This window comes from Arthrobacter rhizosphaerae (assembly GCF_023062595.1).
In the GTDB taxonomy this organism is placed as follows: Bacteria; Actinomycetota; Actinomycetes; order Actinomycetales; family Micrococcaceae; genus Arthrobacter; species Arthrobacter rhizosphaerae.
Genome location: NZ_JALLAN010000023.1, coordinates 32,359 through 53,856 on the forward strand (window position 1 = coordinate 32,359; position 21,498 = coordinate 53,856).

A 21,498-nucleotide genomic window follows, 5' to 3' on the forward strand; every position below is an offset into this window, starting at 1 on the left:
TGTCCCGGCCAGAATGTCGGTGGGTGCAATTAGCGTCGTTGATGACAAAGAAACGGCCGCTGAGGCCACTCCAAAGCGAGAAAGCATTAGAGGTGTGAACCATGGCGGCAGCCCCGGATCGTGAAAAGGCGCTTGAAGCAGCGCTCGCGCAGATTGACAAGCAGTTCGGCAAAGGCTCCGTCATGCGCCTCGGAGACGAGGTCCGGGCGCCGATTGAGGTTATCCCCACCGGTTCCATCGCGCTGGACGTGGCCTTGGGAATTGGCGGGCTGCCCCGCGGCCGCGTCGTGGAAATCTACGGACCCGAATCGTCAGGTAAAACTACTGTTGCCTTGCACGCCGTAGCTAATGCCCAACGACTGGGCGGCATTGCTGCCTTCATCGACGCCGAGCACGCCCTCGACCCCGAGTACGCCGCGAAACTGGGAGTCGATACAGATGCCCTCCTGGTGTCCCAGCCGGACACCGGAGAGCAGGCGCTCGAAATCATGGACATGCTGATCGGCTCCGGCTCGCTGGATGTCATCGTCATTGACTCCGTGGCAGCCTTGGTTCCGCGTGCGGAAATCGAAGGCGATATGGGTGACAGCCACGTGGGCTTGCAGGCACGGCTCATGAGCCAGGCACTCAGGAAGATCACCGGGCGCTTGAGCCAAACCAAGACCACCGCGATCTTCATTAACCAGCTGCGTGAAAAGATCGGCGTCTTCTTCGGGTCACCGGAAACCACCACAGGCGGTAAGGCCCTGAAGTTCTATGCCTCCATCCGTATCGACGTCCGCAGGATCCAGACGCTGAAAGAAGGCGCGGATTCGGTCGGAAACCGGACCAAGGCAAAGATCGTCAAGAACAAGATGGCACCCCCCTTCAAAATCGCGGAGTTCGACATCATCTACGGTCAGGGGATCTCCCGTGAGGGCGGCATCATCGACATGGGTGTCGAGCACGGGATCATCAAGAAGTCAGGTTCCTGGTTCACCTACGACGGTGACCAGCTCGGTCAGGGTATGGAGAACTCGCGCCGCTTCCTGCGCGACAACCCCGAGCTCGCCGCCGAGTTGGAACGGCTCATCAAGGAGAAGCTCGGCGTTGGAGTGAAGCCCGCAGCAGAAGCCGAAGCCGCACCGAAGCTCAAGGCCGTTGACGGCTTCTAACCGCACCAGGGATCCGGCTGCGCTCGATGCGGAGCCGGATCCGGCATCAGTCGCCCGCGCCATAGTGCTGAGGCAGCTGACAAATTCGCCCAAGAGCCGCCTTCAGTTGGCCAGGAAACTCGCCGAACGGAACGTACCAGAGGACGTTGCGGAGGCAGTTCTTGACCGCTTCGAAGAGGTTCGCCTGGTTGACGACGCTGAATTTGCTGATGCCTGGGTACGAAGCCGCTCCCAGTCACGAAAACTGGCACGCGGCGCCCTGAAGAGGGAGCTTGCGGAGAAGGGCATTGATTCAGAGACGGCATCCCAGGCGCTCGAGCAGATCACGGATGAAGCCGAGGAGTCCGCTGCGCGCGAACTCGTGATGCGGAAGCTGCGCGGTTCCGGCCCGTTCGAGGATCGAAGCGAGCGGGACAAGGCCACGCGCAGGCTTGCTTCCATGCTGGCACGGAAGGGCTACAACCCGTCCGCAGCCTTCAGGATTGTCGCGGAGGTCCTGGATTCGGCCGGCGATCCGTGATCGCTGTGAATCCCGGACACAGATCAAAGCCTCTCGCAGACCCCCACGAGCAGCCAACCGTTTCAACCGTTACCCTTAATGGGTGAGTTTGACCATTCCTTCGCCGGCAGCCGGCACCCATTCCGCTTCAGCCGCTTCTCTTGCCCCGGAAGCGCCACGCCCACGCACCTACGAGGTTCGCACCTTCGGTTGCCAGATGAACGTTCACGATTCAGAGCGTATGGCAGGCTTGCTTGAGTCTGCAGGGTACGTTCCGGCTGCGGCGGATCAGGCTGATGTTGTGGTGTTCAATACCTGTGCTGTGCGGGAGAACGCTGACAACAAGCTCTACGGAAACCTGGGCATGCTGGCGTCTGTCAAGGAAGCCAATCCCGGAATGCAGATTGCTGTTGGTGGATGTCTGGCTCAAAAGGACCGTGAGACGATTCTCCGAAAAGCTCCCTGGGTCGACGCCGTGTTTGGCACTCACAATGTGGGCGCCCTGCCTGCTCTGCTCGAACGGGCACGGCACAATAATGAGGCCCAGCTTGAGATCCTGGAATCCCTCGACGTGTTCCCATCCACGCTGCCCACCAAACGCGACTCCGTCTATTCGGGGTGGGTCTCCATCTCTGTAGGCTGCAACAACACCTGCACGTTCTGCATCGTGCCCGCACTCCGAGGCAAGGAGAAGGACCGCCGGCCGGGCGACGTGCTGGCAGAGATCCAGGCCCTTGTTGATGACGGCGCCATCGAAGTGACCCTCCTTGGCCAGAACGTCAACTCTTACGGCGTGGAGTTCGGAGACAGGCAAGCGTTCTCGAAACTGCTGAGGGCTTGCGGGAGCATCGATGGGCTGGAGAGGGTTCGTTTCACCAGTCCGCACCCCGCAGCCTTCACGGACGACGTCATTGATGCCATGGCCGAGACGCCCAATGTTATGCCGCAACTGCACATGCCACTGCAGTCTGGGTCGGACAAGGTACTCAAGGACATGAAGAGGTCCTACCGTTCCACCAAATTCCTTGGAATCCTGGACAAGGTCCGCGAAAAGATTCCCCATGCAGCGATCTCCACGGACATCATCGTCGGATTCCCCGGTGAGACGGAGGAGGACTTCCAGGCGACTCTGGATGTCGTGGAGAAGTCACGCTTTGCGACAGCATTCACCTTCCAATACTCCAAGAGGCCCGGGACGCCTGCCGCTGACCTGCCCGATCAGCTCCCCAAGGCAGTTGTCCAGGAGCGTTTTGAACGGCTCACCGCTTTGCAGGACCGGATCGCGGCTGAAGAGAACGCGCGGCAGCTTGGCAAGCGTGTCGAGGTGATGGTGACGGCCCAGTCCGGACGAAAGGCAGGGGAGACCCATCGGCTTTCCGGGCGCTCCCAGGACCAGCGGCTCGTGCACTTCACCGTTCCCGAAGGCGCAGAAGCTCCCCGGCCTGGTGACCTTGTTACGGTCACTATTACTGAGGCCGCTTCCTTCCATCTGGTCGCTGACCCTTCCTCACCCCAGGATTACAGTCTGCGCCGGTCACGTGCTGGCGACGCCTGGGACAGGTCCCAGGCAGACTCCTGCGGAGTGCCCGCCCCTTCAGGGAAACCGGGTAAAACCGGAGTCTCCCTGGGGATGCCCTCCCTTCCCGTCCGCGGACGGTAGGGAATGCCAGACCCCCGCACCGGTGCAGGAAGCGCCCACGCCGAAGGGTCACCACCGGTGATCGCGGTCGTGGGGCCGACTGGCTCCGGCAAGTCTGATCTGGCTGTGGGGCTGGCCCTCGAACTTGATGGTGAAGTCATCAACGCTGATTCAATGCAGTTTTACCGGGGCATGGACATCGGTACGGCCAAAATCAGCATGGAAGAACGCCGGGGAGTGCCCCACCATTTGCTGGATACCCTCGATGTCACCGAGGAAGCCAGTGTTTCAGACTTCCAGCGGCAAGCCAGAGCGGTAATCGATGCGATCCATAGGCGCGGAAAGAGGGCTATTCTAGCGGGCGGTTCCGGCCTCTACCTACGGGCGGCCTTGGATGTGCTCGAGTTTCCCGGTACCGATCCCGCCATTCGCCGACGCCTCGAGCACGAGGCCGCGTCCGAGGGGGAGGCCGGCCTGCGCTCCCGCCTCGAACGCCTGGACCCCGTGTCGGCCGCACGCCTTGGAGACACGCGCCGGGTCATCCGCGCCTTGGAAGTCTATGAGTTGACCGGTCGGCCTTTCAGTTCCTACATGCCCACGCGCGAGTACGTCCGGCCCACGGTGCAGATCGGGCTTGAAGTGGATAGGGACGTTCTCCGGGCACGCCTGGCCCAACGCGTCCATGGCATGGTGGAGAACGGCCTCCTGGAGGAGGTAGGGCGGCTGGAATCACGGGGACTGAGGCAGGGGAAAACCGCCTCCCGTGCCCTCGGGTACGCGCAATTCCTGAAGGTACTCGATGGTGTCAGTGACGTGGCTGAAGCGGCGGAGGAGACCATTGTGGCCACCAGGCAATTCGCCCGCCGGCAGCTGACATGGTTCCGTGCGGATCCCAGGATTGCCTGGCTGGATTGGCAGGACCCTGCGCTGCTGGAGAGGGCAATAGCCGCCTGCCGATGACTTTGACAGCGGACGTTCCAGGGCATTTCACGTCGGGTTTCCGGCGAAGGGGCCTCGGCGGACGGTTTTCCGGGGAACAGGACCAAGACGGTAACCTTGGAGCATGAATGACACCCTTGAAGAGACCCCCGCACACGCTCATCAGGGCCTGAGCGGCTTGGAGTTCTCGAAGGGGCACGGCACGGGAAATGACTTCGTCCTGATAGCCGATCCGGCCGGCACCTGGCCTGTGGGGCCTGAACAGGTAGTCGAACTGTGCGACCGCCACCGTGGAATCGGCGGGGACGGGCTGATCCGCGCTGTTCCGTCACGTTTCCTTCCTGAAGGCCGGGACCTGCTGGCCCAACATCCGGACGCCGAATGGTTCATGGACTACCGCAACGGTGATGGCTCCTTGTCCGAGATGTGTGGAAACGGAGTGCGTGTTTTCGTGCACTTTCTCATCGCCCAGGGACTTGTCCGTCTGGACGACGGAGCTGCTTTGACGATCGGTACCCGCGGAGGCGTGAAAGTGATAGTCCGCAGCGGTTCCGGATATGCGGTGGACATGGGGCCTTGGGAATTCATCTTCCCCGAGGACGCGGCAGCCCGGGCCATGGACTCCCTCGTAAGCGCAAGCGGACTCGAAGTGGCGCGGCCTGCTCTCTCCGTCAGCATGGGAAATCCGCATACTGTAGTTGCCCTCGCAGAGCTTTCCGAGCTCGAGGCAACGCAGCTGTTTACCGCCCCTCACGTGGATCCCACCCCGCCCAACGGCACCAACGTCGAGTTTGTGGTGCCGTCCGAACCACTTGTCCATGACGGTGTAGGGACCATCACCATGAGGGTTCACGAGCGGGGCGTCGGGGAAACGCAATCGTGCGGGACCGGCGCCTGCGCAGCAGCAGTCGCAATCCGGCACTGGGCAGGCGAGGGCGCTCCGAATGCGTGGAACGTCACAGTTCCAGGCGGCGTCGTCGGCGTGAAGTTCTTCCCCGGCCCCGACGGGCGCGAGCACGTAGAGCTCAGCGGTCCCGCCGTCATTGTTGCTAGTGGGACGCTTTCCTGACCTTAAGGATCCGGAAGGACTTCGAGGTACTCTCGCGGGTCACCGTGAAGGATGAATCCAGCTCTGCTCCTAACCACCGCTGCAGCGAATCAGATCCAAGGTTTTTTTGGACCACCAGCCAGGCGGAACCGCCAGGGGCAAGCCGGGGAAGCCAGCGCAGCAGTAGCGAATGAAGTTCGTCCTTACCGATCCGGATCGGGGGATTTGACCAGATCGTGTCGAAGCTGATCCGGGCATCTACCTCATCCGGCAGGCTGGCCCGGAGATTTTCCAGCCCGAGTGCGGCTGCATTTTCGTTCGTCAGGGTCACGCATCGCTCGTTGACGTCCACGGCGTAGACGGACGCATGTGGTGCCCGCAGTGCCATTGTCAGGGCGATTGGACCCCAGCCGCAGCCGATATCAAGCAGGTTCCCCTGGGGTGAGGGCGCAGGTACCTCGGCCAGTAGAACGGCCGTTCCCTTGTCGATGCCCTCGGGGCTGAAGATCCCTGACGACGTATGGAGCTTCCGCGTTTCACCGGCAAGTTCGACAGTCAGGGGCTTGCGGGTGAACGGCCCTGCCGGCTGGGCGCTGAAATAATGTGCGGACTCCATAACTGGCCAGATTAGTTGGCCCGAAGCTGGATGGGAAACCGGGGGTTGGACCATCTGTTACGCTTTAAACCATGTTCTTGATCTTTGAGTAGCGGCATTCAGTCCGGCACAGACGCGTTGGCATAAATTGCCCGCCTGATGCTCCGCTTAATGCCCGTCCGCAGCGATGCAGGTAATTCCTTCCGCTTAGCGCGCTCAGCACCAGTGCTTCAAGTCAAGAACCATCAGGCGAACAACTCCCGGCCCACACCACCCAGGCAGCATCCAGGGTCCAAGGGCCGACGCGTGGCGGCTAAAGACGAATGATCCAACTGGCAGGTCAACCGGGCGCCCGATCCACAGGAGTCCATCATGATCAACCAAGGCGATTGACAACCCCACTGGAATTCACTCTGGCCAGCCGACCGCTTTCCGCAGGCGCTCCCAGACACCAACGTCCCCAAACCATGCCCGCCACGGCACCGCAGCCGCGGCCACCTGGAGGAACAATTGACCAACAGCCGTCAGCCCACCGCGAATACAGCACCGCAGCCCGGCAAAGGGCACTATTCTGAAGATGTAGAACCTCTTAAGGAGACCATGACCAGTCAGCACAACACCGGACCAGATTCAGCCGCCCAGGATATGTCCCCTGAGGAGATCCAGGCTGTAATTGACCGGATTCTCGCCAAGGATGTACCGGCCAGGAATGTCCGGAAGGCGGACGATGACAGTAAGGCTGTCTTCGGCAGGGCCCAGGCCATATCAGGGCTCGACGACGAGCACACCAGCTATGACGGTGATCAGCAGGATCTCGAAGAACGACGCGCTCTGCGCCGTACCGCGGGACTTTCCACAGAGCTTGAGGACGTTACCGAAGTCGAGTACCGGCAGCTCCGGCTCGAACGCGTGGTCCTGGCGGGGTTGTGGGCAGAAGGAACCCTGGCAGATGCTGAGAACTCCTTGCGGGAGCTGGCAGCACTGGCAGAAACCGCGGGCTCAGAAGTGCTCGACGGTCTCGTCCAGCGCAGAGCCAAGCCCGATCCCGGAACTTTCCTTGGCTCAGGCAAAGCACTCGAACTGAAGGACATCGTTATGTCCACGGGGGCGGACACCGTTGTGGTCGACGCCGAATTGGCCCCATCACAGCGGCGTGGCCTTGAAGACATTGTCAAGGTCAAGGTCATTGACCGTACCGCGCTCATCCTCGATATTTTCGCCCAGCACGCCAAGAGCCGCGAAGGTAAAGCACAGGTAGAACTGGCCCAACTCGAATACCTGTTGCCGCGCCTGCGTGGTTGGGGTGATTCCATGTCCCGCCAGGCCGGTGGCCAGGTGGGTGGGGCAGCGGCTGGAATGGGTTCGCGCGGTCCTGGTGAAACCAAGATCGAATTGGACCGGCGACGAATCCGGACGCGGATGGCAAAACTGCGGCGGGAAATCGCCGCCATGAAGCCTGCGAGGGAGACCAAGCGGGCCAACCGCCGTCGTAATGCGGTTCCATCTGTTGCGATTGCCGGGTACACCAATGCCGGCAAGTCTTCGCTCCTGAACAGGCTGACCGACGCCGGTGTCCTGGTGGAGAACGCGCTGTTTGCCACGCTGGACCCGACGGTTCGCAAGGCAGAAACCGCCGATGGGCTGGGCTACACGCTGGCGGACACCGTGGGTTTTGTGCGTTCATTGCCCACCCAGCTGGTGGAGGCGTTCCGCTCTACCCTGGAGGAAGTGGCCGATTCCGACCTCATCCTGCACGTAGTGGACGCGTCCCATCCCGATCCGGAAGGCCAGATAGCGGCCGTCCGTGCGGTTTTCAGCGAAGTGGATGCACGGAAGGTCCCAGAGATCATCGTGCTGAATAAGGTGGACGCTGCGGATCCGTTCGTGGTGGAGCGGCTGAAGCAGCGCGAACCCCGGCACGTGGTGGTTTCTGCCAGGACGGGCCAGGGTATCAGCGATCTGCTTAAAGCCATCAGTGAATCCATTCCGAGGCCAAGCGTCAAGCTGGAACTGCACATTCCATATAACCGGGGTGACCTGATCAGCAAGCTCCACGAAACGGATGCGGAGATCCTTACCCTCGATCATGATGAACACGGCACGCGTGCCGTGGTGATGGTCCGCGAAGGTCTTGCCGCTGAGCTGGAATCCTTCGTCAGCAATGACTGAAGCGGATCCGGAGGCGAATGCATCGGCCAGTGAGCGGTTTGTGGTTGAACTGCTCGACCGGGCTGTCTCCGGAATGGGCGGCGAGAGCCGCACCGGTCAGCATGAAATGGCCAGGCAGGTGGCGCGTGCAATAGACAGCGGCGACCACCTGCTTGTCCAGGCAGGAACAGGGACAGGTAAGTCTCTCGCGTACCTCATTCCACTCATCGCCCATTCGCTTGTCAGCGACAAACCCACTCTCGTCTCTACCGCCACACTGGCCCTGCAGACTCAAATTGTGGGAAGGGACTTGCCCCGGCTGCTGGAAACGATAACCCCGGCCTTGGACCGGCCCATAAAGGTGGCACTCGTCAAGGGCCGCGCCAACTACGTCTGCCGGCACAAGCTCGAGGGCGGGTTCCCCTCCGAAGAGCCCTCTGAGGGGCAGTTGTTCTCCTTGGGGGAGGACACCAGCGTGCCGCACTTTGCCGCCGCCATGGGTGGTCCGTCGTCCCAACTGGGCAAAGAAGTGGTCCGGCTGCGGGACTGGGCAGAAAAGACCCCCACCGGTGACCGCGACGAGCTCATGCCAGGCGTGACGGACCGGGCCTGGCGGCAGGTGTCTGTCACGTCCATGGAGTGCCTCGGGGCGCAGAAGTGTCCCATGGCAGCCGAATGCTTCAGTGAACTGGCCCGTCAAAACGCGGCAGAGGCCGACGTCGTCGTCACTAACCACGCCATGCTGGCGGTGAGCGCATTCGAGGGCCTGGCGGTGCTTCCTGAGTACGACGTTGTGGTGGTGGACGAGGCCCATGAACTTCAGGACCGCGTCACGGGAGCTGTCTCCGGGCAGCTCTCCGTTGCGATGGTCCATGCGGCGGCCTCAGGGGCACGCAAGCACACGGGCATCACCGTTGACGCCCTCAACTCTGCCGCTGCCAACCTGGAAGTCGCAATTGCCGGGATTCCCAGCGGACTGCTGCCCAGCGGTCTCAACGACGAACAACTCGACTGTGTGGACCAGCTCCGCGATGCATGCCGTGCGGCGCTCTCCGATTCCAAAGGGGACAGTTCCACCCCGGCCGACGGCGGGCGGCAGCTGGCGCGTTCACGCCTCCTGGTGATCCTGGAACTGTGTGAACGGCTTGTCTCAGCACGTGAAAACGCCGAGGTGGTGTGGATTTCGCGAAACAGCACCTTTGATCCGCAGCAAGGTTACTCCGCACCGGACGATACCTCTCCGGCTTTGATCAACGTCGCACCGCTGAGCGTAGCCGGCCGGCTCCGTGAGGGCCTGTTTGAGGGACACACCGTTGTGCTGACGTCTGCGACCCTCGCGATCGGTTCCGCTTTTGAGCCTGCGGCCGGGGGCTTGGGCCTCGTAGGACCTGGTGCGCCGAGTTGGACCGGCATCGACGTCGGCTCGCCTTTCGACTATCCGAAACAGGGGATTCTGTACGTGGCGGGTCACCTGCCGAAGCCGGGCCGAGGCACCTCACCCGAGGCCCTCGACGAGCTCGAAAAGCTGATTCTTGCATCCGGGGGCGGGGCGCTGTGCCTGTTCTCCTCACGCCGGGCGGCAGAAGACGCTGCGGAAGCTCTGCGTCCACGGCTTAACGTGAACATTCTCTGCCAAGGTGATTCAACTATGACTGCTCTGGTCCGGCAGTTTGCGGATGAGCCTGACACCTGCCTCTTCGGCACCATGTCCCTTTGGCAAGGAGTGGACGTTCCAGGGGGCTCCTGCCGTCTCGTAGTCATCGACAGGATTCCCTTTCCCCGTCCTGACGATCCCCTCATGACGGCGCGGTCCCGTGCGGTAGCAAAGGCAGGCGGCAACGGCTTCATGTCTGTTTCTGCCACGCATGCCGCCATCAGGCTTGCCCAGGGTGCCGGCCGCCTCATTCGTTCAACGGGGGACAAGGGCGTGGTCGCCGTGCTGGACTCACGGTTATCGACTGAGCGGTACGGCAACTTCCTGCGCGCTGCCCTTCCGCCGTTCTGGCCCACCACCGACCCCACGATTGCGGTGGCGGCACTCAAACGGCTGGCCGAGGAAACGCGGGTGGCCAGTAGTTAGTTGCAGGGCAGGACTTAGATGGATCGCAGGACCGAGACCACTTTGCCCATAATGGTGGCCTGATCGCCCAGGATAGGCTCGTACTGCGTGTTCTGTGGCAGCAGCCAGGTATGGCCGTCCCGCTGGCGGAACGTCTTGACTGTCGCTTCATCGTCCAAGAGTGCGGCCACGATATCGCCGTTGACTGCATCGCTCTGCCGGCGCACAACCACCCAGTCACCATCACAGATCGCGGCATCAATCATGGAGTCGCCAGCGACTTTCAGCATGAACAACTCGCCATGGCCAACGAGCTGACGGGGGAGCGGCATAAACTCCTCGACCAGTTGTTCGGCGAGAATGGGCCCGCCTGCAGCGATGCGCCCGACCAGGGGAACCATGGCTGTGTCTGTTGCGCCGGCGAGTTCCGTCACGGGTTGACGGCCCACGCTCCTGAGCCGGGTTGGCTTTTCCGGCCGTGAAGGCTCCGTTCCGCCTTCTTCCAGGGTCAGCGGCATCAACACTTCCATGGCCCGCGGGCGCTTCGGATCCCGGCGCAGGTAACCGAGTTTCTCCAGCTGCGACAGCTGATGGGTGACGCTGGACAGACTCGCAAGGCCGACAGTGTCCCCGATTTCGCGCATGGACGGGGGGTAGCCGTTGTCATTGACCGATCGCTGAATGGTCTCCAGGATCCTCTTTTGGCGAAGGGTGAGGCCCTTGGGCGTCCGGGCGTTCTGCGAGGCCCTTGGGGTGGCCTTGCTGCCCGCGGCTTGTGCTGCCATTTTCGCCAACGCCTTTCCATTTCTCCCGGCTTCTGAGCGTCAGCCGGGAACGTTCTGCCTGAATGTCAGACCCTGCTGATCAACTGCAGATGTGGTTGTCCTGATCAATCTTTCTTTGATCAAACGTAGGCCAGCCAAGGGAGTTTTTCAAACATTTGTTCTAGTGAGTCTCGACAATGTTCGATCATAGATGCTAAAACTTACTCAGTAAGGTTCGAATATGTGTTCTAGTCAGCTTTCTAATTCGCTTATTCCGGTCATCACTTCCGTTCAAACGTTCGAAAATGGAGGCCGCTGGCAAATGAATACCTTGCAATCAACGAACACAACGGGCAGCACAGTAGGGTCCAGGAGGACGGTCATGTCAGCTACATCTGCGTTCCACGAGTTCTTTCCGCAATCGGTCTCCGGGGAGCCTCAATCGGCGACGACGTTGCAGAGTTCCCTCGCCCGGCAGGAGACCGCCCCGTCGTATGAGTCGGAAGGAACCCACGCCAGTCAGGAGGCCCACGCCCACGAAGGAGCGCGTGCCTACGACGGTGCCGGCGCCTACGACGCAGCCCCTGGCCGGGTCCATGCGCCGCTGCGGCTTACCCGACGCGGATGGATTGTCCTGGTGGTCTTGCCCCTTATGTTGCTCACCGCATTCATGATGTCGCTTTCGGGTTTCCTTACGTCTCCGGCCAAGGCGGCTGACAGCGTCTCCGAGCTCTCGCTGACTCGCACTGTGAGCGTCACTGTGCAGCAGGGCCAATCGTTGTGGGCTATCGCCGGAACCGTTGCGCCTGATCGGGATCCGCGGGATGTCGTCGCGGACATCGTGCAGTTGAATAACCTCGACGGCGGAGCGGTCAGTCCGGGGCAGCAGCTCTTTATTCCCTCCGCGTGAACCACGTTTGGGCTCCCGGTAACCCTGTGGGCGTCACAGTTTTCCGGCCCCGGCATCCGGCACTTAAACTGTTTTGGTGACTGACCAGCTAGCGCGCTTGAACCGACTGCCACTCCGCGACAATCTCCGGGGCCTGACGCCTTACGGCGCGCCGCAATTGGATGTGCCCATCCTGCTCAATGTGAATGAAAATACCCATGGTGTGCCAGAGGATGTCCTGAAGGCAATTTCGGAGGCTGTCACGGCTGCCGCCGCAGGCCTGAACCGATATCCCGACCGGGAGTTCAGTGAGCTCCGCTCTGCTTTGGCTGAATATCTGGGGCATGGCCTTGGGGCTGAAAACATTTGGGCTGCCAATGGATCTAACGAAGTCCTGCAGCAGACACTGCAGGCCTTTGGCGGACCTGGCAGGACGGCCATGGGCTTTCCCCCCACGTACTCCATGTACCCCCTGCTTGCCAGCGGCACTGACACTGAATACGTCACGGGGCTGCGTGCTGCAGGCTACGGGCTCAGCGCCGAGTACGCGGCAGAACAGGTCCGGGAGCGTCAACCGAACATTGTGTTCCTGAGCTCGCCCAACAACCCCACCGGCACCGGCCTGGGGCTGGATGTAGTTGAGGCCGTCTACGGAGCCGGCGAGAAGAGCCAAACCATTGTCATCGTGGACGAGGCCTATCACGAGTTCGCACACGACGGTACTCCCAGCGCGCTTACGTTGCTCCCCGGTCGGGAACGCCTGATCGTAACGCGCACTATGAGCAAAGCGTTTGCGCTGGCCGGTGCCCGGCTCGGCTACATGGCGGCAGCGCCGGAAGTCACTGATGCCTTGCGCCTGGTCCGCTTGCCGTACCACCTGTCAGCCGTCACCCAGGCAACGGCTCTCGCCGCGCTCCAGCACAGGGAAGCCTTGATGGCTGATGTTGAGGACATCAAAATGCAACGCGACAGGATTGTCTCGGAGCTAACGCGAATGGGGCTGAAGCCAGCGGCATCTGATTCAAATTTCGTTTTCTTCGGGGGACTGGAGAATCCGCACGCAGTCTGGCAAGCGCTGCTGGACTGCGGGGTCCTGATTCGCGACGTCGGCATTCCGGGTCACCTGCGGGTTACGGCGGGAACCGAGGACGAGACCACAGCGTTCCTTGAGGCACTGGAGCGCATCCTTACAGGGCAAACCGCGGTTCCAGCCTAAACTTGAACCAAGACCCAGAAGCCCCAGGCTTTCAGGCCCTTCTTCCTAAGGACACATCACCATGAGCAACACCGGATCCATTGCTGTCGCGGCACGGACTGCGCGCATGGAGCGCGCCACCAGTGAATCATCCGTGCTGGTCGAGATCAATCTCGACGGAACGGGAACATCGGATATCGATACTTCGGTTCCTTTTTACGATCACATGCTCACGGCGCTCTGCAAGCACTCCCTGATCGATATCACGGTCAAGGCCACCGGTGACACCCACATCGACGTTCACCACACTGTGGAAGACGTCGCCATTACCTTTGGGGAAGTCCTGAAAGTGGCCTTGGGTAACAAGGCAGGCATCCGCCGCTTCGGAGAAGCCACTGTTCCCCTTGATGAAGCACTTGCACACGCGGTGGTTGACGTCTCCGGCAGGCCATATCTCGTCCACGGCGGGGAACCTGCCGGCCAGGAATACCACCTCATCGGCGGGCACTTCACGGGTTCACTCACACGCCACGTCTTCGAAGCCATCACCCTGCACGCGGGAATATGCCTTCACATGAACGTCTTGGCAGGCAGAGATCCCCACCACATTGTGGAAGCACAGTTCAAGGCGTTCGCCCGGGCACTGCGCGCGGCCGTGGAAACCGATCCGCGCGTGGACGGAATTCCATCAACCAAAGGGGCATTGTGACCGGAAAACTCCTCCAGGATGGCGCCATCGTTGATCCGGACGCCACGGTCAAGCCCGCTTCACCGGAGGGTAAGCCAACCGTCACTGTCCTGGACTATGGCTCGGGCAATGTCCGCTCTGCTGTCCGGGCGCTGGAGCGTGCCGGAGCCGAGGTAATCCTGAGCGCCAAGCCCCAGGACGTCCTCAACGCGGATGGCCTCGTGGTTCCCGGCGTCGGCGCTTTCGAGACCGTCATGAACGAACTGAAAGCCGTAGACGGTATTCGGATGATCGGCCGGCGCGTCGCCGGCGGCAGGCCCGTCCTGGCCATCTGTGTCGGGCTTCAGGTGCTGTTCGAAGCCGGCGTTGAGCACGGCACAGAGGCCGAGGGCATGGGCGAGTGGCCTGGGAAGGTTGAGTTGCTTCCGGCCGACGTCGTGCCGCACATGGGCTGGAACACGGTCAAGGTCCCCGAGGGTTCGCACCTCTTTGAAGGTGTGGAGAATGAGCGCTTCTACTTCGTTCACTCCTACGGCGTCCAGACCTGGGACTTCGATGTTATCCAGCCGCGGATGGCTCCGCCGCTGGTCACCTGGTCGGAGCACGGTGCCCCCTTCATTGCTGCGGTTGAAAACGGTCCTCTGGCAGCCACCCAGTTCCACCCGGAGAAGTCCGGTGATGCAGGTGCCCGTCTCTTGCGTAACTGGGTCAACGGCCTGCGTCATGCGGGGCGCACTGAGGCTCCTGCTTCCATGGAATCCACTTCCTCCAACCTGTCTCCAGCTCAACCAGAAGCAGACGCCTAGTGTGGTCCATAGTGCTGATGGGCCTCGCCGGTTTGCTGGTCGGCGGGGCGTTGTCCTTCAGGCAACAGAAGGCACCGTTCTGGATCCAGATCGTGTTCTATACGCTTGCTGGACTGGCGCTGCTGGCCGCTTACCTGCTGACTCTGCCCGCCGCTTAGCGAGCATCACTGCCAGCCACCTTTCCTACTCCGCTCCACCACCCCGAGGACCATGATGATTGACGAAACCCAGTTGCCTGTACTTGAACTGCTCCCGGCCGTTGACGTAGTGAACGGCCAGGCCGTGCGCCTGGTCCAGGGCGAAGCAGGCAGCGAAACCAGCTATGGAACTCCACTCGAGGCGGCGCTGAACTGGCAACAGCAAGGAGCGGAGTGGGTTCACCTTGTTGACCTCGATGCCGCCTTCGGCCGTGGCTCGAACTCGGAGTTGCTGCGGGAGGTCGTTGGCAAACTCGACATCAAAGTGGAACTTTCCGGTGGACTGCGGGATGACGAAACACTGGAGAAGGCGCTGGATCTGGGCGTCGCCCGGGTAAATCTTGGCACTGCTGCCCTCGAAAACCCGGAGTGGACGCAGCGTGCCATTGACCGCTTCGGTGACCGTATCGCCGTCGGACTCGATGTCCGGGGAACCACCCTTGCAGGCCGCGGCTGGACGAAGGAAGGCGGCGACCTGTGGGAGGTCCTGGAGCGCCTTGAAGCGGCCGGTTGCGCCCGCTACGTGGTCACTGACGTCACCAAGGACGGTACGCTGCAGGGTCCAAACGTGGAATTGCTGCGCCAGATGGTGGAGAAGACCCGCAAGCCTGTGGTTGCTTCCGGTGGCATCTCGAGCCTCGAAGACCTCAAGGTGTTGCGTTCACTTGTCCCGCTGGGTGTCGAAGGAGCCATCGTGGGCAAGGCCCTCTACGCCGGTGCCTTCACGCTGCCCCAGGCGCTCGACGTCGCCGGGCGCCGCTGACAGTGGAAGACGCATCCGGCTCCCGGCCTTTGCCGGGCCACATCGCTGCAGCCTTGGCCAGTGCCGGGGGTGCTGCCGATTCGGCGGGCCAGCCATGGTCAGGGCGCAGCCTCGCCGGTGAGGATGCCAGGATCCACAACTTTGAGGACGACGACGGCACAGCCGACGCCGGATATCTCGCCGCGGTTTCCGCTATGGTGGCTGGCGCCGGTGACGAAGACGACGTTGTGCAGGCTTTGGCCCATGCCAGGGTTTTTGTTCCGATAGTCGCGCAATTGGGCGAAGAGGGGCAGGGCGCAGCAGGGCTCCAGGCGGACAAACAGGCAGACATGGCACTCGTGACGCTGAAGGCTCCCGACGGACGGACCGCCTTGCCGGTCTTCTCCTCTGCTGAGTCGCTGCATGCATGGCACCAGGAGGCCAGGCCTGTTGCCGTCTACGCTGCCCGGGCTGCCTTGTCTGCTGCCGCCGAAGGCGCCGAACTGATGGTGGTGGATCCGGGCTCGGACGTCACCATAGTTGTCCGGCGGCCTGCGGTCTGGGCATTGGCTCAGCAACTGCCGTGGTCACCGTCCTATGCCGACGCCGAGGTGGCGGATGCTGTGACAGCATCTGCCTCCGGTATTACCTCGATCCGGAGCATTGAGCTCCACCGTGGCGGGGGAGTAGGCACCTCCACAGCGGGAGGCCTGCAGCTCAAAGGCGGCGGTCCCGGTCCCGAGCTGCGCATTGTCCTGTACTTGGTGGACGGACTGGACGCCGCCGGAGTCCAGGAAGTGGTGACAGGCATGAATAGCGCCTGGGCCAGGAATGAATTGTTGGCCGAGCGGGTTGACTCCATCGAGGTCAAGCTGCGGCGCGCAGTAGAGTAGCTCTCGGCCAGGGGATGGATCCTCCTGCCGTAGGCAAGATTAAGGATGTAAACCCGTGAATTTCGCTCTGTACAGGGAGCTTCTTGCTGTTCGGCCTGTCCGGCGGCTGTTGATCGTCGGCATGATCGCCCGCATTCCACATTCAGCCGCCGGGATACTTCTTACCCTGCATATAGTCCTGTCCCTGGGGCAAGGCTATGCGGCAGCCGGGGCCGCCGCCGCCGTCATGACCATTGGCATCGCCGTCGGCGCGCCGTGGCGTGGGCGGCGCGTTGACACCGTCGGCTTGCGGAAGGCCCTGATACCTTCGGTGATTTCGGAGGCCCTGATCTGGTCGGTCGTTCCTCATGTCAGCTACGAGTGGCTGCTGCCGCTGGTCTTTGTCGGCGGACTGTTCACCCTTCCGATCTTCAGTGTGGTACGTCAATCCCTTGGCGTCATGGCGACTGGCGAGCAGCGTCGTACCGCGTTCGCCCTCGATGCAATCTCCACCGAGATGGTTTTTATGATCGGCCCTGCCGCAGGAGCGATCGTGGCCACCACTGGATTCTCGGTTCTGGGGCTCACGGTGGTGGGCATAACGACGTCGGCTGCGGGACTTTTCCTGATGTGGTTCAACCCGCCCACCCGAAGCGAGGCTCCTGACGAGGAATGCGCAACCGAGCAGCAGCAGGCAGCTGAACTGGCAGTCGTGGCTGCAGCTCCGGCGCACGTCCAGGAGGCAGCGGCGGGGTTGAAGCCGGCGGGCACCGAAGAGCGGTCCCCGTCGCGCCTCAGGGGTGCCGTCGCTCGCAACTTCACGTGGTTCACAGCCTCAGTAGCAGCAGTCTTCTCAGTGGCGGCGGGCGCGGGCATGGTACTGAGCGGGACCGACGTCGGGATCGTTGCGTTGCTTGAGACTGGCGGCCACGAGGCCGAGATCGGGCTTGTCTTCTTCTTCTGGTGCGCCGCTTCGGTGGCCGGTGGTCTGATTTACGGAGCCATGCACCGCCCGGTTTCCCCCTTGGTCCTGCTGCTGGGAATGGCGGCGCTGACCATCCCCATGGGCTTCGCACAGGACACCTTGACGCTCGGACTCCTGTCGCTCCTGCCGGGTCTCCTATGCGCTCCCGTTTTGTCGGCTGCGTCGGAAAAAGTCGCTGACCTCGTGGACGAGGCACGCCGGGGCGAGGCGATGGGCTGGTACGGTTCTGCTCTCACCGCCGGCGTCGCTCTCGGCGCCCCTCTGGCCGGGCTTTTCATCGACGGGATCGGACCGTCTGCAGGATTTGTATCCGTCGGAGTGGCAGGCGTAGCCATCTGCCTGTTGGGGCTCCTGCTTCAGCAGCGGCGTCGGAGCCAGACGGCGTCTTAACCAAACCCGGTTAAGTAACTAAATGATGACGACGGCATGACGACGACGGCCCGAACCTTCTGAAGATGGACCTTCTGAAGGTGCGGGCCGCCGTCGTCAATCAGCAGTAAAAGCGGTTACCAGGGCAAACAGTAAGGGCTAGTTGACCGGCCCGGTGTACTTTTCCCCAGGGCCTTTGCCGGGAGCGTCCTGGATGGTGGATTCTTCCCGGAATGCCAGCTGCAGCGAACGAAGCCCGTCACGCAATGGTCCCGCATGCTGGGAGCCGATTTCCGGTGCGGCTGCGGTGACCAGGCCTGCGAGGGCGGTAATAAGCTTCCGGGCTTCGTCGAGGTCCTTGAGTTCCGCTGCATTGTCCTCAGCTGCAAGGCCCAGCTTCACGGCTGAAGCGCTCATCAGGTGGACTGCGGCAGTGGTGATGACCTCGATTGCCGGCACCTCGGAGATGTCACGGATCTGTTGGGCCACATTGCCCTGCTCATCCGCGGGCTCATACACGTGTGAATTACTGTCTGGAGTGCTCATACTGGTAAGCTTGTCACAGACCGACTGGATGTCGTTATTTTGCTATGGATGCCCATTCCCGCCAATGTGCGGAGAACGGGTATCTTTCTGTAGAATTGACTTCTAGTTTGCAAGCGGAGATCTCTCCCACCCGCGTCAGCCGTTTTCCACGAGGAACTTTCTTGTGGCAGCAAGGCTGCCGGGTACCGGTCGGGCGGTTCAATCAGGCGAATGCCTGTTCGAAGCGCGTGCCACCTCACTATGAGGCGGGCACATCCGATCCTCGAGGCCTTCGATTGCTCCGGCAATTGGGGGCCTTCTCTGTTTGCCGGTGGAGTACTCATCACAACCACAGGAGCTTTAACATTAGCGAGCCAAGAATCAATGAGCGTATCCGCGTCCCCGAGGTGCGGCTGGTCGGCCCTGCAGGCGAACAAGTAGGGATCGTCCGTATTGAGGACGCGCTGCGTTTGGCTGCCGAATCCGATCTGGATCTCGTTGAAGTTGCGCCGCAGGCTAAGCCTCCGGTGTGCAAGCTGATGGACTTCGGCAAGTACAAGTACGAGGCTGCCGTCAAGGCACGCGAGGCCCGGAAGAACCAGACCAACACTGTTCTGAAGGAAATCCGTTTCCGTCTGAAGATCGACACCCACGACTACGAGACCAAGCGGGGCCATGCGCTTCGTTTTCTCGGTGCCGGGGACAAGGTCAAGGCCATGATCCAGTTCCGTGGCCGTGAACAGCAGCGCCCGGAAATGGGTATCCGCTTGCTTCAGCGCTTCGCGGATGACGTTGCCGAGGTCGGCGTTGTTGAGTCCAGCCCGCGCATTGATGGCCGCAACATGGTCATGGTTGTTGGTCCGCTGAAGAACAAGGCCGAAGCAAAGGCAGAAGCACGCCGTGCAACTCAGCGTGCCGAGGCCAAGGCTCAGAACGAGGCCAAGGCTTCCGGCCGCGTAGACACCAGCGGAGACAACCAGGCTTCCCTGACGCAGTCGCTGGCCGATCTTCTGCCCGAAGGTTTCCTGACTTCAGCTGATGAAACCACCGAAGGCGTTCAGCCGGAGGCAGTTGAAATCGATGGTGAGGACACTGTCCAGGAACAGCAGGTGTCCGCTCCTGACGCAGGGAACGAGGCCTCCGTGAAGGAAGCCGAATCCCCCGTTGACGAGGCGCCTGCCCAGGATGCTCCCGTCGCTGAAGCGCAGGCTGTTGAGGCTCCGGTAGCTGAAGAAGCTCCGGTAACCGAAACGGTGAAGAAGGAAGCAGTCGAGGCTCCCCGCCAGGCCGCTCCCAAGACGCCGGCTCCGAAACGTGAGGCTCCGGCTGCACCTAAGGCGCCAGCGGCCAAAGCTCCTGTTGCGAAGGCGCCGGAAGCCCAGGCGCCTGCTTCGGAAGCTGCTGCGGCTCCTAAGCCGGCAGCAGTACCGTCGCCGCCGAAGCCCGTGGCCCGGCCTGCGGCACCGAAGCCCGCTGCCAGGCCTGCAGCCCCCAAGGCTCCCAAGCCTGCGGGGAAGAAGACCAACTAGTTCAAAGCTGCAGAGGCATTGCTTCCGCAGTAAGCAACCAGCATGCCGCCCCACAGGCGGCTGCTCGAAAGAACTGCAGACACTGTCTGCGGATACGTAAGGAGATCGGTTCCCATGCCGAAGATGAAGACCCACAGCGGTGCTAAAAAGCGCTTCAAGCTGACCGGTAGCGGCAAGCTGCGCCGCCAGCAGGCCAACCGCCGTCACTACCTCGAGCACAAGTCATCGCGCCTGACCCGTCGCCTTGCCGGCGACAAGATCGTCTTCAAGGGCGACGCCAAGGTCATTCGCAAGATGCTCGGCATCTAATTTCCAAGTTCTCTGGCTGATGCCTCCTGGCAGCAGTCAACTACCAAAAAGCCTTCTCAGGCCGGCCGGGTTTCCGGCAGTAGACGCTTGGGATCAGAATTCTAAAGGAGTACGCACGTGGCACGTGTGAAGCGGGCGGTAAACGCCCACAAGAAGCGCCGGGTTATCCTCGAACGCGCCAAAGGTTACCGTGGACAGCGCTCACGCCTGTACCGCAAGGCAAAAGAGCAGCTGCTGCACTCGTTTGTGTACAGCTACGGCGACCGCAAGAAGAAGAAGGGCGACTTCCGTCGCCTCTGGATCCAGCGCATCAACGCTGCATCGCGCGCCAACGGCCTCACCTACAACCGTCTGATCCAGGGCCTCAAGGCCGCTGAGGTCGAGGTTGACCGCCGTATGCTGGCCGAACTCGCAGTGTCAGACGCCAACGCGTTCGCCGCTCTGGTGAAGATCGCCAAGGACTCCCTGCCTGCTGACACTTCAGCTCCTGCCGTCAAGGCGGAGACTGCGCCTAAGGCCGCAAAGGCCAAGGCCGCGAAGAAGCCGGTTGCCGCAGCCGCTGAGTAATTCAGGAACTGCTGGCAACAGCAACTAAAGTTCTTGTATGAACGAAACCGGGCGCCCGCAAGTCTTTCCACTCTCCAACCCCCGAGCTGATCGGGTGAGGGACGTGGCAAAGCTTGCAGGGCGCCCGGCCCGTTTAAAGCGGGAGCAGTTCCTTGTTGAAGGGCCGCAGGCCGTGCGGGAGGCCCTTGTTCTCCACGCCAAGCGAATTGCGGCCGGTGAGCCCGGGGTGGTGCAGGACGTTTTCGCGAGTGAGGCCTGCCTAGACCGATATCCCGAGTTTGACGAGCTCGCCGAGGGCACCAACGCCAGGCTCGCCACCGAGGAAGTGCTCGCGGCGATGGCAGATACCGTCAATCCACAGGGCATTATCGCTGTGTGCGGCTTCGTTGATGTGAGTCTTGAAGCGGTTCTCGAAGCCTCACCGCGGCTGATCGCCGTTCTGTGCCAGGTCAGGGACCCCGGAAATGCAGGAACAGTCCTCCGGGCGGCCGACGCAGCCGGCGCCGACGCTGTGGTGCTCACTCAGTCCAGCGTGGACATCTACAACCCCAAGGCAGTTCGTTCGACTGCCGGTTCCCTCTTCCACCTGCCGGTTGTGCTCGGTGTCGATGTCCAGGACTTCGTGGATCAATGCCGAAACCGTGGAATCGGAATCCTGGCTGCGGACGGATATGGCCAGCTGAACCTCGACCAGCTGCAGGACGAAAACGCGGCCCGCCGGCTTGGGCTGGGGGAGGGCCCCTCTGACTATCACCTGGAGCGGCCCACAGCCTGGCTCTTCGGCAACGAAGCCCAAGGCTTGTCTGAGGAAGAGCTTGCCCTCGCTGATCACCGGGTGGCCGTGCCGGTTTACGGGGCAGCTGAGAGCCTGAATCTTGGTACCGCCGCTACCGTCTGCCTCTATGCGAGTGCCCGGTCGCAGCAGCAGGGGTAGAGGTTTAGGCGGCTGGCCGCCTAACAGGGCTTGTGGCTTAAGCAGC

Annotated in this window: 22 protein-coding genes; 19 read left to right on the forward strand and 3 right to left on the reverse strand. The window is 61.9% G+C overall.

Translation table 11 applies throughout. The features are described 5' to 3' along the window. The first annotated feature begins 101 nt into the window (after nucleotides 1–101). The 5 genes from recA to dapF all read left to right on the forward strand — a co-directional run bounded on the left by recA (nucleotide 102) and on the right by dapF (nucleotide 5,300). Nucleotides 102–1,154: a recombinase RecA gene (gene recA, locus MU551_RS21870; RefSeq protein ID WP_247048671.1), complete on the forward strand. Its 1,053-nt coding sequence runs from the start codon at nucleotides 102–104 to the stop codon at nucleotides 1,152–1,154. Next, a complete protein-coding gene (locus MU551_RS21875; protein WP_247048672.1) occupies nucleotides 1,141–1,674 on the forward strand; it encodes a regulatory protein RecX in 534 nt (177 codons plus the stop codon). Before recA ends, MU551_RS21875 begins: the two co-directional genes overlap by 14 nt. A gap of 82 nt (nucleotides 1,675–1,756) precedes the next feature. Beyond that, a complete protein-coding gene (gene miaB, locus MU551_RS21880) occupies nucleotides 1,757–3,313 on the forward strand; it encodes a tRNA (N6-isopentenyl adenosine(37)-C2)-methylthiotransferase MiaB (protein ID WP_247048673.1) in 1,557 nt (518 codons plus the stop codon). Between the two features lie 3 nt (nucleotides 3,314–3,316). After that, nucleotides 3,317–4,252 (forward strand): tRNA (adenosine(37)-N6)-dimethylallyltransferase MiaA, encoded by a 936-nt coding sequence (gene miaA, locus MU551_RS21885; RefSeq protein WP_247048674.1) that lies wholly within the window; start codon nucleotides 3,317–3,319, stop codon nucleotides 4,250–4,252. 103 nt (nucleotides 4,253–4,355) lie between these two features. Continuing rightward, complete coding sequence (dapF, locus tag MU551_RS21890; RefSeq protein WP_247048675.1) at nucleotides 4,356–5,300, forward strand: diaminopimelate epimerase; 945 nt, start codon at nucleotides 4,356–4,358, stop codon at nucleotides 5,298–5,300. Here dapF and MU551_RS21895 read toward each other — a convergent pair. Beyond that, a complete protein-coding gene (locus MU551_RS21895; protein WP_247048676.1) occupies nucleotides 5,281–5,895 on the reverse strand; it encodes a class I SAM-dependent methyltransferase in 615 nt (204 codons plus the stop codon). The genes dapF and MU551_RS21895 overlap by 20 nt on opposite strands. A 579-nt stretch (nucleotides 5,896–6,474) precedes the next feature. Between MU551_RS21895 and hflX the strand changes: the two genes are divergently transcribed. Then, nucleotides 6,475–8,043 (forward strand): GTPase HflX, encoded by a 1,569-nt coding sequence (gene hflX, locus MU551_RS21900; RefSeq protein ID WP_247048677.1) that lies wholly within the window; start codon nucleotides 6,475–6,477, stop codon nucleotides 8,041–8,043. Beyond that, nucleotides 8,036–10,102 carry an ATP-dependent DNA helicase gene (locus MU551_RS21905; RefSeq protein WP_247048678.1) on the forward strand — a complete coding sequence of 689 codons (2,067 nt, stop codon included), beginning with the start codon at nucleotides 8,036–8,038 and terminating at the stop codon, nucleotides 10,100–10,102. The genes hflX and MU551_RS21905 overlap by 8 nt, the downstream gene beginning before the upstream one ends. A 14-nt stretch (nucleotides 10,103–10,116) precedes the next feature. Here the strand turns inward: MU551_RS21905 and lexA are convergent, their stop codons facing one another. Beyond that, on the reverse strand, nucleotides 10,117–10,866 hold the full coding sequence (gene lexA, locus MU551_RS21910; RefSeq protein WP_247048679.1) for a transcriptional repressor LexA: 750 nt from the start codon (nucleotides 10,864–10,866) through the stop codon (nucleotides 10,117–10,119). A 583-nt stretch (nucleotides 10,867–11,449) separates the two neighbouring features. On the opposite strand from lexA, the gene MU551_RS23680 reads away from it, so the two are divergent. The 8 genes from MU551_RS23680 (at nucleotide 11,450) to MU551_RS21950 (ending at nucleotide 17,609) form a co-directional block, all read left to right on the forward strand. Then, entirely contained in the window at nucleotides 11,450–11,755 is a 306-nt protein-coding gene (locus MU551_RS23680) for a LysM peptidoglycan-binding domain-containing protein (RefSeq protein WP_247048716.1), read from the forward strand. A gap of 76 nt (nucleotides 11,756–11,831) precedes the next feature. After that, the gene (locus tag MU551_RS21920) at nucleotides 11,832–12,950 is read left to right on the forward strand and encodes a histidinol-phosphate transaminase (protein WP_247048680.1); all 1,119 of its coding nucleotides are present in this window, start codon (nucleotides 11,832–11,834) and stop codon (nucleotides 12,948–12,950) included. Nucleotides 12,951–13,011: 61 nt separating this feature from the next. Next, nucleotides 13,012–13,638 carry an imidazoleglycerol-phosphate dehydratase HisB gene (gene hisB, locus MU551_RS21925; RefSeq protein ID WP_247048681.1) on the forward strand — a complete coding sequence of 209 codons (627 nt, stop codon included), beginning with the start codon at nucleotides 13,012–13,014 and terminating at the stop codon, nucleotides 13,636–13,638. After that, nucleotides 13,635–14,423, forward strand: a complete 789-nt coding sequence (hisH, locus tag MU551_RS21930; protein ID WP_247048682.1) for an imidazole glycerol phosphate synthase subunit HisH — start codon at nucleotides 13,635–13,637, stop codon at nucleotides 14,421–14,423. The genes hisB and hisH overlap by 4 nt, the downstream gene beginning before the upstream one ends. Next, nucleotides 14,423–14,581 (forward strand): CG2302 family histidine operon protein, encoded by a 159-nt coding sequence (locus tag MU551_RS21935; RefSeq protein ID WP_247048683.1) that lies wholly within the window; start codon nucleotides 14,423–14,425, stop codon nucleotides 14,579–14,581. The genes hisH and MU551_RS21935 overlap by 1 nt, the downstream gene beginning before the upstream one ends. 55 nt (nucleotides 14,582–14,636) lie before the next feature. After that, the gene (gene priA, locus MU551_RS21940; RefSeq protein WP_247048717.1) at nucleotides 14,637–15,383 is read left to right on the forward strand and encodes a bifunctional 1-(5-phosphoribosyl)-5-((5-phosphoribosylamino)methylideneamino)imidazole-4-carboxamide isomerase/phosphoribosylanthranilate isomerase PriA; all 747 of its coding nucleotides are present in this window, start codon (nucleotides 14,637–14,639) and stop codon (nucleotides 15,381–15,383) included. A gap of 2 nt (nucleotides 15,384–15,385) precedes the next feature. Next, a complete protein-coding gene (locus MU551_RS21945) occupies nucleotides 15,386–16,255 on the forward strand; it encodes an SseB family protein (protein ID WP_247048684.1) in 870 nt (289 codons plus the stop codon). Nucleotides 16,256–16,310: 55 nt separating this feature from the next. Beyond that, nucleotides 16,311–17,609: an MFS transporter gene (locus MU551_RS21950; protein WP_247048685.1), complete on the forward strand. Its 1,299-nt coding sequence runs from the start codon at nucleotides 16,311–16,313 to the stop codon at nucleotides 17,607–17,609. 138 nt (nucleotides 17,610–17,747) lie between these two features. Here MU551_RS21950 and MU551_RS21955 read toward each other — a convergent pair whose 3' ends face one another. Continuing rightward, entirely contained in the window at nucleotides 17,748–18,134 is a 387-nt protein-coding gene (locus MU551_RS21955) for a DUF1844 domain-containing protein (protein WP_247048686.1), read from the reverse strand. Between the two features lie 386 nt (nucleotides 18,135–18,520). Here MU551_RS21955 and infC point away from each other — a divergent pair, with 386 nt between their 5' ends. The 4 genes from infC (at nucleotide 18,521) to MU551_RS21975 (ending at nucleotide 21,452) form a co-directional block, all read left to right on the forward strand. After that, entirely contained in the window at nucleotides 18,521–19,642 is a 1,122-nt protein-coding gene (gene infC / locus MU551_RS21960; protein ID WP_247048687.1) for a translation initiation factor IF-3, read from the forward strand. 114 nt (nucleotides 19,643–19,756) lie between these two features. Continuing rightward, complete coding sequence (rpmI, locus tag MU551_RS21965) at nucleotides 19,757–19,951, forward strand: 50S ribosomal protein L35 (protein ID WP_009358635.1); 195 nt, start codon at nucleotides 19,757–19,759, stop codon at nucleotides 19,949–19,951. A gap of 117 nt (nucleotides 19,952–20,068) precedes the next feature. Further along, nucleotides 20,069–20,518: a 50S ribosomal protein L20 gene (rplT, locus tag MU551_RS21970; RefSeq protein WP_247048688.1), complete on the forward strand. Its 450-nt coding sequence runs from the start codon at nucleotides 20,069–20,071 to the stop codon at nucleotides 20,516–20,518. A 37-nt stretch (nucleotides 20,519–20,555) separates the two neighbouring features. After that, nucleotides 20,556–21,452, forward strand: coding sequence for a TrmH family RNA methyltransferase (locus MU551_RS21975; protein ID WP_247048689.1), 897 nt, complete (start codon nucleotides 20,556–20,558; stop codon nucleotides 21,450–21,452). Nucleotides 21,453–21,498: the final 46 nt, after the last annotated feature.